Source organism: Sulfitobacter sp. 1A13353 (assembly GCF_043557255.1).
GTDB classification, from domain to species: Bacteria; Pseudomonadota; Alphaproteobacteria; order Rhodobacterales; family Rhodobacteraceae; genus Sulfitobacter; species Sulfitobacter faviae.
The window spans coordinates 61,984-77,181 of sequence record NZ_JBIFFS010000005.1; the positions used below are offsets into that span (position 1 = coordinate 61,984).

Annotated in this window: 13 protein-coding genes; 10 read left to right on the forward strand and 3 right to left on the reverse strand. The window is 63.3% G+C overall.

Annotation, left to right across the window (positions count from 1 at the left end; all coding sequences use genetic code 11):
- Both ACGYLO_RS13205 and ACGYLO_RS13210 read left to right on the forward strand, forming a co-directional pair.
- Complete coding sequence (locus ACGYLO_RS13205) at positions 1-519, forward strand: periplasmic heavy metal sensor (RefSeq protein WP_271689567.1); 519 nt, start codon at positions 1-3, stop codon at positions 517-519.
- Between the two features lie 112 nt (positions 520-631).
- Positions 632-1,138 carry a hypothetical protein gene (locus ACGYLO_RS13210; RefSeq protein WP_271689568.1) on the forward strand — a complete coding sequence of 169 codons (507 nt, stop codon included), beginning with the start codon at positions 632-634 and terminating at the stop codon, positions 1,136-1,138.
- On the opposite strand, the gene ACGYLO_RS13215 is transcribed toward ACGYLO_RS13210, so the two are convergent.
- The 3 genes from ACGYLO_RS13215 to ACGYLO_RS13225 are packed head-to-tail and all read right to left on the reverse strand — an operon-like array spanning position 1,135 to position 3,649.
- Positions 1,135-1,683 (reverse strand): TadE/TadG family type IV pilus assembly protein, encoded by a 549-nt coding sequence (locus tag ACGYLO_RS13215; protein WP_271689569.1) that lies wholly within the window; start codon positions 1,681-1,683, stop codon positions 1,135-1,137. The two genes, ACGYLO_RS13210 and ACGYLO_RS13215, sit on opposite strands and share 4 nt — an antisense overlap.
- Entirely contained in the window at positions 1,683-2,222 is a 540-nt protein-coding gene (locus ACGYLO_RS13220; protein ID WP_394376856.1) for a TadE/TadG family type IV pilus assembly protein, read from the reverse strand. Before ACGYLO_RS13220 ends, ACGYLO_RS13215 begins: the two co-directional genes overlap by 1 nt.
- Complete coding sequence (locus ACGYLO_RS13225) at positions 2,219-3,649, reverse strand: pilus assembly protein TadG-related protein (protein WP_394376857.1); 1,431 nt, start codon at positions 3,647-3,649, stop codon at positions 2,219-2,221. The genes ACGYLO_RS13220 and ACGYLO_RS13225 overlap by 4 nt, the downstream gene beginning before the upstream one ends.
- Before the next feature lie 346 nt (positions 3,650-3,995).
- Here ACGYLO_RS13225 and ACGYLO_RS13230 point away from each other — a divergent pair, with 346 nt between their 5' ends.
- The 8 genes from ACGYLO_RS13230 to rpoD all read left to right on the forward strand — a co-directional run bounded on the left by ACGYLO_RS13230 (position 3,996) and on the right by rpoD (position 15,165).
- On the forward strand, positions 3,996-5,426 hold the full coding sequence (locus ACGYLO_RS13230; protein WP_168612392.1) for a Glu/Leu/Phe/Val dehydrogenase: 1,431 nt from the start codon (positions 3,996-3,998) through the stop codon (positions 5,424-5,426).
- A gap of 151 nt (positions 5,427-5,577) precedes the next feature.
- The gene (locus tag ACGYLO_RS13235; protein WP_271689573.1) at positions 5,578-6,831 is read left to right on the forward strand and encodes a sarcosine oxidase subunit beta family protein; all 1,254 of its coding nucleotides are present in this window, start codon (positions 5,578-5,580) and stop codon (positions 6,829-6,831) included.
- 12 nt (positions 6,832-6,843) lie between these two features.
- Entirely contained in the window at positions 6,844-7,116 is a 273-nt protein-coding gene (locus ACGYLO_RS13240; protein WP_271689574.1) for a sarcosine oxidase subunit delta, read from the forward strand.
- A complete protein-coding gene (locus tag ACGYLO_RS13245) occupies positions 7,113-10,049 on the forward strand; it encodes a sarcosine oxidase subunit alpha family protein (protein ID WP_394376858.1) in 2,937 nt (978 codons plus the stop codon). The genes ACGYLO_RS13240 and ACGYLO_RS13245 overlap by 4 nt, the downstream gene beginning before the upstream one ends.
- Entirely contained in the window at positions 10,042-10,578 is a 537-nt protein-coding gene (locus ACGYLO_RS13250) for a sarcosine oxidase subunit gamma (protein WP_271689576.1), read from the forward strand. The genes ACGYLO_RS13245 and ACGYLO_RS13250 overlap by 8 nt, the downstream gene beginning before the upstream one ends.
- A 51-nt stretch (positions 10,579-10,629) precedes the next feature.
- Positions 10,630-10,938 (forward strand): hypothetical protein, encoded by a 309-nt coding sequence (locus ACGYLO_RS13255; RefSeq protein WP_271689577.1) that lies wholly within the window; start codon positions 10,630-10,632, stop codon positions 10,936-10,938.
- Between the two features lie 114 nt (positions 10,939-11,052).
- A complete protein-coding gene (gene dnaG / locus ACGYLO_RS13260; RefSeq protein WP_271689578.1) occupies positions 11,053-13,047 on the forward strand; it encodes a DNA primase in 1,995 nt (664 codons plus the stop codon).
- Positions 13,048-13,182: 135 nt separating this feature from the next.
- Positions 13,183-15,165 carry an RNA polymerase sigma factor RpoD gene (gene rpoD, locus ACGYLO_RS13265; RefSeq protein ID WP_271689579.1) on the forward strand — a complete coding sequence of 661 codons (1,983 nt, stop codon included), beginning with the start codon at positions 13,183-13,185 and terminating at the stop codon, positions 15,163-15,165.
- Positions 15,166-15,198: the final 33 nt, after the last annotated feature.

The following is a 15,198-nucleotide window of genomic DNA, read 5'->3' on the forward strand; positions in this document are numbered from 1 at the left end:
ATGACACAGGATCCGACACCGCGGCGCAAGCGCCTCATGCGGGTGGCCCTTGGCCTGTCGCTGGCGTTGAACGTGATGATCCTTGGCGCGCTTGGCGGGGCGATGTGGCGTCACGGCGGGCCGGGGCCGCATGGCGGGGGTGATTTGCCGGGGCTGCGCAGCTATGCCTCGCCCTATGTGCAGGCGCTGCCGCCCGAAGCGCGACGCGGGTTGCACGGCAAAATGCGCACCAGCGGTAAGGCGCATCACCTCGACCGGGAAGCGCGGCGCGCGCTTTACGACGAAATGCTTGCCGCGCTTCGGGCCGAGCCGTTTCAGGCGGACGTGGCCGCCGCGGTGCTCGCCGCGCAAGGCGAGGCCGCCGCGGGTGTTCAGCAAGTCGCCCATGACGCTTGGTTGGCCGAGGTCAGCGCGATGGATGCCGCCGCCCGCCAAGACTATGCCGACAAGCTGCAACAGCGGCTGGAAGCGGGGCCGCCCCGCAAAAAAGGCAAACGCGACGGCAGACCCGAACGGTGAGCGGGCCGGTACCCGGTCTTGCCCTTTGCCGGACGGCGGGCTAGGCCGAGGGCGAATGACCCCGGCAGGGGGCGGCGTTAACCGGCCCCTTGCCCCTTAGAAAGCCCGGCCCATGATCGACACCTCTCAGACGATGCACAGCGGCGCGGAAACCGTGCTGGCCACGGCCAAGGCGTCACTTGCGCGGCGGGCGGTGGGCCTGTTGTCACTGGCGGGGCTGGGGCTGCTGCTGATCTATTCCGCGCTGACCCGCTCGCCCGATCCGGTCTGGCAGAGCGTTCTGGTGCTGGTGGGGCTTGGTTTTATCGCGATTGCCGAGGTGATGCGCCGCGCCACCGCCAGCGCGGTGGAACTGACCGACGAGGCGCTGCGCGATGCCGATGGCCGGGTGATCGTCCGCATGGACGAGATCGCGCGCATTGATCAGGGCGCTTTCGCGGTCAAACCCTCGAACGGTTTCCTGCTCAAGACCAACCGCCGCGTGGCGCGGGGCTGGCGCTTGGGCCTGTGGTGGAGCCTTGGCCGCCGGATCGGTGTGGGCGGTATGACCCCAGCCAATGAAACCAAGCTCATCGCCGAGATCATCCGCGCCAAACTGGCCGAGCGTGAGGCCGCTTAACCGTCCGACCAGACCGTGCGCGGCGCATAGCGCGGGCGGGTGAAGACGAAGTTGTGAATGTCGCGCCGCTCCAACCCGGTTTTGAACAGCGGCTCGAAGTCGCGCCATGTCTCAACCAGCGTGACGCGTTCGTTATCGGGCATAACGGGCAGCTTGTCATGCCAATCGCGCACATCGTCGCTGGTCAAAGGCTGAACCGTTCCGCGCACTTGTGACCAATCCGCGTGGTAGCGGTCGTTCGCCTGATCATACCAGATCGAACTGACCCGAAGGGCCGTTTGTCCGGTGCCGCGGGTGAGATACTCGAAAAGCTGTTGCATCCCTTGGAGATAGTCCGCGTCAATCGCCTGCGTCTCGCGCGAGATGGCATCGCCCACGGTATAGGCCGCCGTCTGGTTGAGGTTGTACATCCGGAAGGTGTCAAAGGTCGAATACATGGCCAGATAGGCCCAGAACATCAGCGGCAACATGATCACCGTCTCGACGGCGATGGAGCCGTCCTCGCGCCCTTTGAACCGGGCCAGTAGATTGCGGAAAACGCGCATCAATTCGGCTCCTGCACGAAGGCCGCGCTCGAGACCATGGAAACACGGCCCGCGCCGTCTTTCTCAAGGGCATAGCCAAGGCCGGTGGTCGGAAAGAAGGGCTCAAACCGTGCGCAGGCGCGCAGCAGCATCAACTGATGTTCGACCCCAAGGGTCCAGCCGCGCACCGGTCTGGGGTCTTCGGAAGTGTCGACGCAATCGGGCGACTGGTCGAAGCTGGCGAAATTGCGCGGGTCCACGCGGATCATCTCAAGGCGCAGGGTCTCTTCGCAGTCATCCAAGAAGATCGCGGCCTCGCAGATTTTGTCCTTGATGGTCTGATGCGTCATCGGGGTATTGGTGTTCAGCCGGATGTAGCGCACCGTCATGTCGAGCCCCCGGTCAAGGAACATGTGGCGGATGGCGTAAAAGCTCATCTCGACGGACATGAGCAGGCAGCCGAAGAGCAGCGGCGACAGGATGGCGAACTCCATCAACATGGCCGAGCCATCCTCCTCGCCGCGAAACCGGCGCCATGCCTTGATGCAGCGCTGTATCATTGCGTCAGCCTCAACTGGTTGATCTGGCGGGCGATGGCCTCGAATGCGCTGACGATCTCGACCCCTTCGACGCGGAAGAAATGGCTGTCGGAGGAGGCACAGTTCTTCATCACCGATGCACCATGGTCGGTCACTTCAAAGCCGATCGACCAGATCACGATGCCCTTGGCCTTGGCCGCGTCGCAGATGTTGTCGAGCAGGGCGTCGGCCTGCGATGCGCTGTATTTCGTCCAGTACCAGCGGTGACGCTCGCTTGAACGGACATTGCGGTTCAGCCACCAGTAGAAGGGGTAATCGCTCCAATGGCGGTAGTGGTCCCGGTTGGCGTAGACTTGGCGGTTGATCCGGCGGGTGGTCACGTTCACCCCATCGGTCATCAGGATCACCGTTTTCAGCGTGTCGATATCGCCGTAATCAGCCGGGCGCCCTTGGAAGGCCGCATCGCCACCGATGGCTTGATTGATCGCGCGGAAGGACGGGTCGAGCAGCGCCACGCCCCATTTCATGCCCAGATGAATGGCGGTGTTCGCGCGGGGCTGGAAATTGGAAATCCGGGCTTTCAGCGCGGCGGCGTTCTGCGAATAGGGCGCGACTTCTTCGTAGTCCTGCTTCGGGCAGCCGGGGTTGTAGATGTTGTCATAATGGCCGGTGTTGTCGCGGTGATAACCGTTCCAGCTATAGCCCGCCTCGAAGTGCTGCATATGCTCATAGCTGCGGGTCTGGCTGATGGCGGTGAGGTCAAACTCGCTGTCGTCGAAATCAACGCAATGGGAGAAGGAATGCAGCTGGGTGATGTTCAACTCATCCATGATGTTCTTCCCGACGTTGACCTGCGCGGTATAGGGCACGACGGAGATTGAGATCAGGTCCGCGTTCTCGGGCTTCAGCACGGTGTCGATGAAGGCGTCGCTCGCGTCATGGAGGTTGGCCATCTTGCCGTTCTCCCGCATGGAGCCGGAGATATCGAGCACCATGGAAATCTCGACCTTGTTCACCTTTTCCTCCGCCGTGGATTTGGCAGGGACATGCAGCCGGTCTTGGCCGAATTTACTCATGAACATCGTGTTGAGCGTGCGCGAGGCATCGACGGTGACACGGCGGTAGTTCAGCCCTTCGTCGACCGTCACGCTGGATACATATTCGGCCAGCCCCGTCTTGTCGAAATAATCGCGGGCCACGGCCTCGGGGCTGAGCGTCTGGTCGAGGTCCGCCGCCGCCAGCACGGCGCGGTCGGCCACGGCTTGCACCCTTGCGCGTTCGCGTTCATGGCGCATCAGGTCCACGCCGATGCCGCCCATGAGGATCATCAACAGGATCATCATGATGGCGAACAGCGTGACCAACCCGTCTTCCTCGCGTGCGAAGCGCTGGAGAAACGCGGGCAGGGGCCGCAGGGAGCTGTCTGATCTGTGAGATGTATCGCGCATCGTCATCAACCTCTTTTCCGGTGGCGTCCTGCGGGCACCAAAGGGAATGGGCGGCATTTGCCTTGTTTCTGTTGTGCTGCGGGAAAGTGTCCAGAGTTTGGCGCGTCTGGGGCAATAGGCGGCGCTTGGGGCCGGTTTTCGGGGGCGTTTTGACCGATTTCCACCGGGCGGGGAGGGTGGCGCGGGCCGCCCCTACCCACAGTTGATAAAGTTTCGCAAATCGCGAGGAATTGGGTCGCGCCCCGCCATGAGGCGTCCTACGGTGCGACTGCAGGCCCCTAGGGCAGCCAGATGAGTCGCGCCCGCAAACAAAGGGACCGCGACCGGACAAGAAGAGGAGAGACCGATGAATCCAGCCAATGAGCCGAGTTTCCGCGACAGTGTGGATCTGATGTTCAATCGCGCGGTCGCGCTGATGGATTTGCCGCCCGGTCTCGAAGAGAAAATCCGCGTTTGCAACGCCACCTACACGGTGCGTTTCGGCGTGCGTCTGCGGGGCCGGATGCATACGTTCACCGGCTACCGTTCGGTCCATTCTGAACATATGGAGCCTGTGAAGGGCGGTATCCGCTATTCCATGGCCGTGAACCAGAACGAGGTCGAAGCGCTGGCCGCGCTGATGACCTATAAATGCGCGCTGGTGGAGGCGCCCTTTGGCGGCTCCAAGGGCGGGCTCTGCATCGATCCGCGCGACTACGATGAACATGAGCTTGAACTGATCACCCGGCGTTTCGCCTATGAGCTGATCAAGCGCGACATGATCCACCCCGCGCAGAACGTGCCCGCCCCCGATATGGGCACCGGCGAACGTGAGATGGCTTGGATCGCGGACCAGTACAAACGCATGAATACCACCGACATCAACGGTGTGGCCTGTGTCACCGGCAAGCCGATCAACGCGGGCGGCATCCAAGGCCGGACCGAGGCGACAGGCCGGGGTGTGCAATATGCGCTGCAAGCCTTCTTCCGCGATCCCGAGGGGCTGAAGAAAGCGGGCCTTTCCGGCAAGCTCGACGGCAAGCGGGTCATCATTCAGGGTCTCGGCAACGTGGGCTATCACGCCGCCAAGTTCCTCAGCGAAGAGGATGGCGCGAAGATCACCGCGATCATCGAACGCGACGGTGCGCTGCACAGCGAAGACGGGCTGAACGTTGAAGCCGTGCACAAGTGGATCGAAAAGCACGGCACGATCAAAGGCTATGCCGATGCGAAGTTCGAAGAGGATGGCGCCAAGTTTTTGGAAGCGGATTGCGATATCCTGATCCCCGCCGCACTTGAGGGGGTGATCAACCTCACCAATGCCGAACGTATCAAGGCGCCCCTGATCATCGAGGCCGCGAACGGTCCGGTGACCGCCGGGGCGGATGAGGTGCTGCGCAAGAAGGGCACGGTGATCGTGCCTGATATGTATGCCAACGCAGGCGGTGTGACGGTCTCTTACTTCGAGTGGGTCAAGAACCTCAGCCACATCCGCTTTGGCCGCATGCAGCGCCGCGCCGAGGAATCGCGTCACCAACTGGTGGTGGATGAGCTTGAGCGGCTGAGCGCGGATAAGGACCTCGGCTGGACGCTGAGCCCCGACTTCAAAGAGAAGTACCTGCGCGGTGCGGGGGAGTTGGAACTGGTCCGCTCCGGTCTCGATGACACGATGCGCACGGCCTATGAGGCGATGGCCCATGTCTGGCACAGCCGCGACGATGTCGATGACCTGCGCACGGCGGCCTATCTCGTCTCGATCGAAAAGGTCGCGGCGAGCTATCACGCCAAGGGGCTTTGAAGGGGCGTAACCCTCTCGCAAGTGATCGAAAAAGGGGCGTCCTGCGCCCCTTTTTGCCGTCTGGGGCCGGGATGGGGGCGAGAGGCATTTTCGGTCATTGATACTTGCGCCCCAAGTTGCTTGACTGCGCCAAGACCGGGGGAGGCGAATGATGCGATTTTCAGGACTGCGGGTGTTGCGCGAAGGCTTGACCGGCAATCGGGGTTGGACGGCGCAATGGCGCGATCCAGAGCCGCAGGCGGAATATGACGCGGTGATCATCGGCGGCGGCGGGCATGGGTTGAGCACGGCCTATTACCTCGCCAAGAACCACGGCATGACGAATATCGCGGTGCTTGAAAAAGGCTACCTTGGCGGGGGCAACGTCGGGCGCAACACGACCGTGGTGCGCGGCAATTACTTTCTGCCCGGCAATTCCGAGTTCTACAGCCATTCGCTGAAACTCTGGGAGGGGCTGTCGGAGGAGTTGAACTACAACGTGATGTTCAGCCAGCGCGGCGTGATCACCCTGTTCCACTCCGACGCGCAGCGCGATGCTTCGGCCCGGCGCGGCAATGCGATGATCAACCAAGGCGACGATGCGGAACTGCTTGACCGCGAGGGTCTGCGCAAACTGCTGCCCTATCTGGATTACGACAACGGGCGCTTTCCGATCCACGGCGGGTTGCTGCACCGACGCGGCGGCACCGCGCGCCATGATGCGGTGGCGTGGGGCTATGCCCGCGGCGCGGACCAGCGCGGTGTCGATCTGATCCAACAATGCGAAGTCACCGGCATCGACATCGAGAACGGCCGCGTGCGCGGCGTGCAGACCACGCGCGGTGCGATCCGGGCCAAGAAGGTGGCGATCGTCACGGCAGGGCGCTCGGGGCAGGTGGCGGCGATGGCCGGGATGCGCCTGCCGATCGAGAGCCATGTTCTGCAGGCCTTCGTCTCCGAAGGGTTAAAGCCTGCGATCCACCATGTGATCAGCTTTGGCATGGGGCATTTCTATATCAGCCAGTCCGACAAGGGCGGGTTGGTCTTTGGCGGCGATCTGGATTTCTATGCCTCCTACGCGCAGCGCGGCAATCTGCCGATGATGGAACATGTGATGGAGGCGGGGATGACCCTGATGCCGATGATCGGCAAGGCCCCCGTGCTGCGCTCTTGGGGTGGGATCATGGACATGACGCCCGATGGCAGCCCGATCATCGACAAGACCGAGACCGACGGTTTGTTCGTCGATTGCGGCTGGTGCTACGGCGGCTTCAAGGCGGTGCCTGCCTCGGGCTATGCGCTGGCGCATCTGATGGCCACCGGGCAGCCCCATGAGACGGCGGCGGGCTTCAGGCTCGACCGGTTCCGTTCGGGCGAAGGCCTGTTGGATGAAGAGGCCACCGGGTCTCAGCACAACTTGCACTGAGGGAGGGCCAATATGCGGATCGAATGCCCCATCTGCGGCAGCCGGGATCGGCGGGAGTTCTATTATCGCGGCGATGCCATCGCCTTGGCCCGGCCTGCGCCCGATGCCTCGGATGATGACTGGGACGCCTATCTGCATCTGCGCGACAACCCGGCGGGAGAGACCCGCGACCTGTGGCAGCATGAGACCGCCTGCGGCGCGTGGCTCGTCGTCACCCGCGATACGGTGACCCATGCGGTACGGGCCGTGGAATTGGCATCGGATGTGAAAAGGGCCATGGCATGAGGATTGCAGGGCGCGGATTGATCGACCGGGAGACGCCGGTCAGCTTTACCTTCGACGGGCGGCGCTATGGCGGGTTTGCGGGCGATACGGTCGCCTCGGCCATGCTGGCGAATGGGCAGCGGCTGATGGGGCGGTCGTTCAAATACCACCGCCCGCGCGGGGTGCTGAGCGCAGGCAGCGAAGAGCCGAACGCGCTGGTGACCACCGGCGTCGGCCCCGCCTCGGATCCCAACGTCCGCGCCACGACGCAGGAGATTTACGAAGGGCTGGCGGTGCGCAGCCAGAACGCTTGGCCGAGCCTTGATTTTGATCTCATGGCGGTGAACGATCTGGCGTCGCCGTTCCTCGGGGCGGGGTTCTACTACAAGACCTTCATGTGGCCGCGCAATTTTTGGAAGCGCGTCTATGAGCCGGTGATCCGCCGCGCGGCGGGTCTGGGGCGGCTGAGCGGCCAGCCCAACGCGGACGCCTATGAGAAAGCCTATGCCTTTTGCGATCTCTTGGTGATCGGTGCAGGCCCGACGGGTCTGATGGCGGCGCTGGTGGCGGCGCGGGCGGGGGCGGATGTGATCCTTGCCGACGAAGATGCGCTGATGGGCGGGCGGCTGAATGCCGAGAACGAGCGTGTCGATTGTGAGCCGGGCCATGCATGGGCGGCGGGCGTGGTCGCGGAACTCGCGGCGATGGACAATGTGCGGCTGATGCCCCGCACGACGGTGACCGGCGCCTATGACGGCGGGATGTTCGGCGCGCTCGAACGGGTCAACCAACACCGCGCGCGGCGGGGCGAGGGCGCGCCGCTTGAGTGTTTCTGGCGCATCGCAGCCAAGCAATCCATCCTCGCGGCAGGTGCTTTGGAGCGCCCGGTCGCCTTCGCCAACAACGACCGCCCGGGCATCATGACCGCAGGCGCGGTGCGCGCCTATCTCAACCGCTGGGGCGTGGCCCCGGGCAAGCAGGTCGCGGTTTTTGGCAATAACGACGACGCCCACCGCACCGCGCACGATCTGGCGGCAGCAGGTGTGCATGTGGCCGCGCTGATCGACAGTCGCGAGGGCGTCAGCCGCGAGGGCGCGGATTTTCCGGTGCTAAGCGGGGCGGTGGTCTGCAACACCTCGGGCGGCAAGGAGTTGGAGGCGGTGTCGATCCGCACCGCCGGGGGCGTGCATAAGATACAGGCCGATTGTCTGGCAATGTCGGGCGGTTGGAACCCATCGCTGCATCTTACGTGTCATATGAACGGGCGACCGACATGGTCGCCGGAGATCCATGCTTTTGTGCCCACCCCCGGCGCGGTGCCGGGGATGCATGTGGCGGGAGCCTGTAACGGCAGCTTCTCGACCCACGGCTGCCTTGCGGCGGGTGTGGCAGCGGCAGGGGACGCGTTGGCGGCTTTGGGCCGCAAGCCAGAGCCCATCGATCTGCCGCAGGCCGATGACGCGCCCTACCGCCTTGCCTCGCTTTGGGCGGTGCCGGGCAAGGGCCGGGCGTGGCTGGATTTCCAGAACGATGTCTGCGTGAAGGATGTGCAGCAGGCGGCGGCAGAGAGCTTCCGCTCGGTCGAGCATATGAAGCGCTACACGACCCAAGGCATGGCCCCCGATCAGGGCAAGAACTCCAACGTGGCGGCGCTGGCGGTGCTGGCAGATGCCACCGGGCGCGGCATTGCCGAGACGGGCACGACCACCTTCCGCCCGCCCTATACCCCGGTTGCGATTGCAGCGATGGGCGCGGGTGGGCAGGGCAAGGGCTTTGCGCCCGAACGGCTGACCACCAGCCACGCGGCCAGCCTTGCCATGAACGCCCCGATGGTGGAGGCGGGGCTATGGTATCGCCCCAGCTATTTCCCGCGCGGGCAGGAGCGCAACTGGCGTCAATCCTGCGACCGCGAGGTCGGCTTTGTCCGCAAGACGGTGGGCATCTGCGATGTCTCGACCCTAGGCAAGATCGACATTCAGGGGCCGGATGCGGCCAAGCTGCTCGATCTGGTTTATACGAACAAGTTCAACAGCTTGAAGGTCGGTAAGGTGCGCTATGGTCTGATGCTGCGCGAAGACGGTTTCGTGATGGACGATGGCACCTGCGCGCGTTTGGGTGAGACGCATTACCTGATGACCACCACCACCGGCGCTGCCGGTGAGGTGATGCGCCATTTGGAATTCATCACGCAATGCCTGCACCCCGAATGGCAGGTGCATCTGTCTTCGGTCACCGAACAATGGGCGCAATTCGCCGTGGCGGGGCCGAAGTCTCGTGAATTGCTGAACGGGCTGCTGGCGCAGCCGATCGACAATGACAGCTTCCCCTTTATGGCCTGCGGCGATGTGCGGCTCGGCGGGGTCGCGGCGCGGCTGTTCCGCATCTCCTTCTCGGGCGAACATGCCTATGAGATCGCCGTGCCCGCGCGCTATGGCGCGGCGCTGTTCGACCTGCTGGTCGCGCGGGCCGAGGCGCTGGAGGGCGGCGCCTATGGGATGGAGGCGCTGAACGTGCTGCGGTTGGAAAAGGGCCATATCACCCACGCAGAGATCGACGGCCGCGCCACGGCAGAGGATATCGGCATGGGGAGGATGCTGTCGGATGCCAAGGACTGTATCGGCAAGACCATGTCCGAACGCCCCGGCCTGCGCGACCCAAACCGTGCGCAACTGGTCGGGCTGCGGCCCGTCGGCGCGGTGAAACAACTCACGGCAGGGGCGTTTCTGTTCGAGGCCGGGGCCGAGGCCAGCCGCGAGAATGCGCAGGGGCATACAACCTCGGTCGGCTTTTCGCCGGATATCGGCACTTTTATCGGGCTGGGCTTTGTCACCCGGGGCCGCGCCCGGCATGGGGAGGTGATGCGCATGGTCGACCATCTGCGCGAAATCGAGGCGGAGGTAGAGATCTGCGCCCCGGTCTTTGTGGACCCTGAAGGAGGGCGGACCCGTGGTTGAATTGAAAGCGCAAACACCGTTCGGCGATCTGCTCCCGCTGCACATCGGTGAGATGACGATGACGGCCCGCGATCTGGGCCAGTTGACCGTGCTGGGCGTGTTTGATCGGGCTGGCCTCACCAAGGCGCTGGAGACGGCTCATGGGGTTGCCCTGCCGGATCCGCTTCAGAGCACCGCCAAGGGCGATGTCCAATGCTTGTGGTTTGGCCGGGAAGAGGCGCTGCTTGTCGGGCCCGTACCGGATGAGGCGCTCGCGAAACATGCAGCCCTTGTCGATGTCTCGGACGGATGGGCAGTGGCGGAGTTGCAGGGGCCGGGGGCCGAAGATGTACTGGCGCGACTGGCCCCGGTGGACCTGCGCGCGGCGGCCTTCAACTCCGGTCAGACCCTGCGCAGCCCCTTGCGCGACATGCCCGCCGCGATCACCCGCACCGATACCGGCTTTTTGTTGATGGTCTATCGGTCGATGGCCGCCACTTTGGTGCAGGAGTTGCGCCGCGCTATGGAAGCGGTGGCATCGCGGCGCTAGGTTGTCCCGCAGGGGCCCGAATCCCCGTTTGGCAAACAACGGAGCATAGACATGAACAAATCGATTTTCGCCGCATTGGCCGCGATCAGCATGGCGGTCTCGGGCCCGGCGCTGGCGGCCTCGAAGAAAGAGACGAGCTGCATGCATCAGGCCGCCGTGGTCGCCGCCGTGCAGCAGGCCCGCCTCGACCGGGTGAAAGAACGCCAGGTCCCCGCCGCCGTGAAGGCCAAGGCGACATGGCCCGAAAGCTTTAACACCGCGATTCCGCTGGTGACCCCTTGGGTCTACGAGATGAAGATGCGCGACGTGAAAAAGAACGATCTCGCCGCCGCGTGGAAAGAAATGTGCCTCGCCCAATAGGCTGACCAACGCCGTGCCGGGCAGGGGGCGCTGCCCGGCAAGAGGGGCGTTTTACCGCCCGCTGCCGCTCTACCTCCTCTGGACTCTGAACTGCCCCAGCCGGTATATGAAGCCATGAGCCTGCCCCCCGGATTTTTGGAAGAACTGCGTGACCGCGCCAGCCTGTCTCAGGTGGTGGGGCGCAAGGTCATTTGGGACAACCGAAAGTCCAATCAGGGCAAGGGCGACATGTGGGCGCCATGCCCCTTCCATCAGGAAAAATCCGCCAGCTTTCACGTCGATGATCGCAAAGGGTTCTACTACTGCTTTGGCTGCCACGCGAAGGGGGATGCGATCTCTTTCGTGCGCGAGACCGAGAATGTGAGCTTCATGGAAGCGGTGGAAATCATCGCCCGCGAAGTCGGCATGACGATCCCCAAGCAAGACCCCCGCGCGCAGGCAAAGGCCGACAAGCGCACGCAATTGGCCGAGGTGATGGAGCAAGCGGTGCAATGGTTCCGCCTGCAACTGCGCACCGGGGCGGCGGGGGCGGCGCGCGATTATCTGGCCAAGCGCGGGTTGTCGGAACAGGCGCAGGCGCATTGGGAGATTGGTTTCGCCCCGAACAGTTGGCAGGGGCTTTGGGATGCGCTGAAGTCCAAGGGCGTGGCGGATGAGTTGATCCTCGGCGCGGGGCTGGCGAAACCCTCCTCCAAGGGCGGCAAACCCTATGACACGTTCCGGGGGCGCATCATGTTCCCGATCCGCGATGCGCGGGGCCGGGCGATTGCCTTTGGCGGTCGCGCGATGGACCCGGAAGATAAGGCGAAATACCTCAATTCGCCCGAGACCGAACTCTTTGACAAGGGCCGCAGCCTTTACAACGTCAAACACGCCCGCGCCGCCGCAGGGCGGGGTCAGCCGCTGATCGTGGCCGAAGGCTATATGGATGTGATCGCCCTGCATGAGGCGGGGTTCGAAGGGGCCGTGGCCCCCTTGGGCACCGCGATCACCGAGAACCAATTGCAGATGTTGTGGCGGATCGCGCCTGAGCCGATCATCACTCTGGATGGCGACGCGGCGGGCCAACGCGCCGCGCTGCGCCTGATCGATCTGGCCCTACCGCTGTTGGAGGCCGGGCAGAGCCTGCGTTTCGCGGTCATGCCCGAGGGGCAGGATCCCGACGATCTGCTGCGCGCGCAGGGGGCCGGGGCCTTGCAAAAGCTCTTGGACAATGCCCTGCCCATGGTGCGCCTGCTGTGGCAGCGTGAGACCGAAGGCAAGGTTTTCGACAGCCCCGAACGCAAGGCGGCGCTGGACAAAAGCCTGCGCGAAAAGATCAAGCTGATCCGCGACCCGTCGATCCGCAGCCATTATGGGCAAGAGATCAAGGACCTGCGGTGGGAGCTGTTCCGCCCGCAAAAGAAACGGCCCGAATTCCGCCCCGTCGGGGGCAAAGCGCCGGGCAAGGGCAAAGGCGGAAAGGGCGCTGCTTGGGGCGCGCCGCTGGCCCCGCTGGCCAGCACCAAAGCCTCGGCCCTCGTGGCGATGAGCGATGAGCAGGTGGGCATGCATCTGCGCGAGGCGGTGATCCTTGTGGCCCTCGTCGATTGCCCGCAGTTGATTGAGACCTTCGAGACCGGGTTGGAGGCGATGCGCTGCGATGATCCTGATCACGCGCGGCTGCGCGATCTGCTGCTGCGCTTTGGCCATGCGGGGCAAGAGACGCTGCGCGAGGAGATTTCCTATTCCCTCGGCTGGGAGACACTTGAAAATATGAAGGGGCAACGCCACGTTGCCATCACGCCCTGCATCCGCAATCCCGGCAATGTGGACATGACCCGCCTCACCGTGGCCGAGGAACTGGCCAAACTGGATGCCGCCCGTGGGCTGAACGAAGAGATCGCCGAAGCCGTCGAAGACCTCAGCGGCCCGGCGGATGAGGGGGTCACCTGGCGTTTGAGCGAAGCGGCCCGTGCCGCCGATCTTGCCCGCCGCAGCGCACAGGAAGAAAGCAACGGGGAATTCGACGTGGGCGACAACGGCATGACGATGGACCGCGATGAGCGCAGCGCATTGGACGCGCTGTTGGGAACGATTAAATATGACAAGTCAAAGGGCCGCGGATGAGCATCGGCGTGGCCCATTTGCAGGACTTTTTGAAAATGCTGGGCAACGGGTTTAAGAATCACCGATAACCCCGCATGATTCGGAAAACCGAATCGTCTGCGGATGATTCGCGCTGACGCGCTGAAGGAGCATGAGATGGCTGCCAAAGATACGAATGACGACGCAAAGAGCAACGATTCAGAGGCCGGCCACTCGCTCGACATGAGCCAAGCCGCCGTGAAGAAGATGATCGGTGAGGCCCGCGAGAAGGGCTATATCACCTACGATCAGCTCAACACGGTGCTGCCGCCCGATCAGGTCAGCTCGGAACAGATCGAAGATGTGATGTCGATGCTCTCGGAAATGGGCATCAACATCATCGAAGACGAGGAAGCCGAAGAGGAAGAGAACAAAGGCTCGACTGAGGTTGCGACCACTGAGTCCAACCGCGATGTGGCGCTGTCCTCTGGCACCTCCGAGAAGCTCGACCGCACCGATGACCCGGTGCGCATGTACCTGCGCGAAATGGGCAGCGTGGAGCTTTTGAGCCGCGAGGGCGAGATCGCCATCGCCAAGCGGATCGAGGCTGGCCGCAACACGATGATCGCCGGGCTTTGCGAAAGCCCGCTGACCTTCCAGGCCATCACCATCTGGCGTGACGAACTTCTCTCCGAAGACATTCTGCTGCGCGATGTGATCGACCTTGAAGCCACCTTTGGCACGCAGATGGGCGATGAGGAGGAGACCTCTCCGGTCGTCGCCCCCGCCGCCGGGGCCGAGAGCAAGACCGAAGAAGCCAAGCCCGAGTATGACGCCGACGGCAATCCGATCTCGTCGGATGACGACGACGACGAGGACGAACAGGCCAACATGAGCCTTGCGGCCATGGAAGCGGCGCTGAAACCGCAGGTTCTGGAAGCGCTCGACATCATCGCGGACGACTATGAAAAGCTCAGCGCGATGCAGGACAGCCGCATCTCGGCCACGCTGAACGAAGACGGCTCTTTCACCAAGGAGCAGGAAGAGACCTATCAAAAGCTGCGGTCGGAAATCGTGCTTTTGGTGAACGACCTGCACCTGCACAACAACCGTATCGAAGCGTTGATCGACCAGCTTTACGGCATCAACCGCCGCATCATGCAGATCGACAGCGCCATGGTGAAACTCGCCGACCAAGCGCGCATCAACCGCAAGGAATTCGTCGACAACTATCGCGGCTATGAGCTTGATCCCAACTGGATGGAGCGGATGGCCGAGAAGTCCGGTCGGGGCTGGCAGATGTTCATCGAACGCTCCTCCGAAAAGGTTGAAGAACTGCGCGCCGACATGGCGCAGGTTGGCCAGTATGTCGGGCTCGACATCTCGGAATTCCGCCGCATCGTGCAGCAGGTCCAGAAGGGTGAGAAAGAAGCGCGTCAGGCCAAGAAGGAAATGGTCGAAGCGAACCTGCGCCTCGTTATCTCCATCGCCAAGAAATACACCAACCGTGGTCTGCAATTCCTTGACCTTATTCAGGAAGGCAACATCGGCCTGATGAAGGCCGTCGATAAGTTCGAGTATCGCCGCGGCTACAAGTTCTCCACCTACGCGACATGGTGGATCCGTCAGGCGATCACCCGCTCGATTGCTGACCAAGCACGCACCATCCGCATCCCGGTGCATATGATCGAGACGATCAACAAACTGGTCCGCACCGGTCGCCAGATGCTCCACGAGATTGGCCGCGAGCCGACGCCCGAGGAACTGGCCGAGAAGCTGCAAATGCCGCTCGAAAAGGTCCGCAAGGTGATGAAGATCGCCAAAGAGCCGATCAGCCTTGAGACGCCCATCGGCGACGAGGAAGACAGCCAGCTGGGTGACTTCATCGAGGACAAGAATGCCGTGCTGCCGCTCGACAGTGCCATTCAGGAGAACCTCAAGGAAACCACCACGCGGGTCCTCTCGTCGCTCACCCCGCGCGAGGAGCGAGTTCTGCGGATGCGTTTCGGCATCGGCATGAACACCGACCACACGCTCGAAGAGGTCGGCCAGCAATTCTCGGTCACGCGCGAACGTATTCGCCAGATCGAGGCCAAAGCACTGCGCAAGCTCAAACATCCGAGCCGCTCGCGCAAGCTGCGCAGCTTCCTGGACCAATAAGCCAAAACGCGGCCCCGGTGGCCGCGTTTTCTT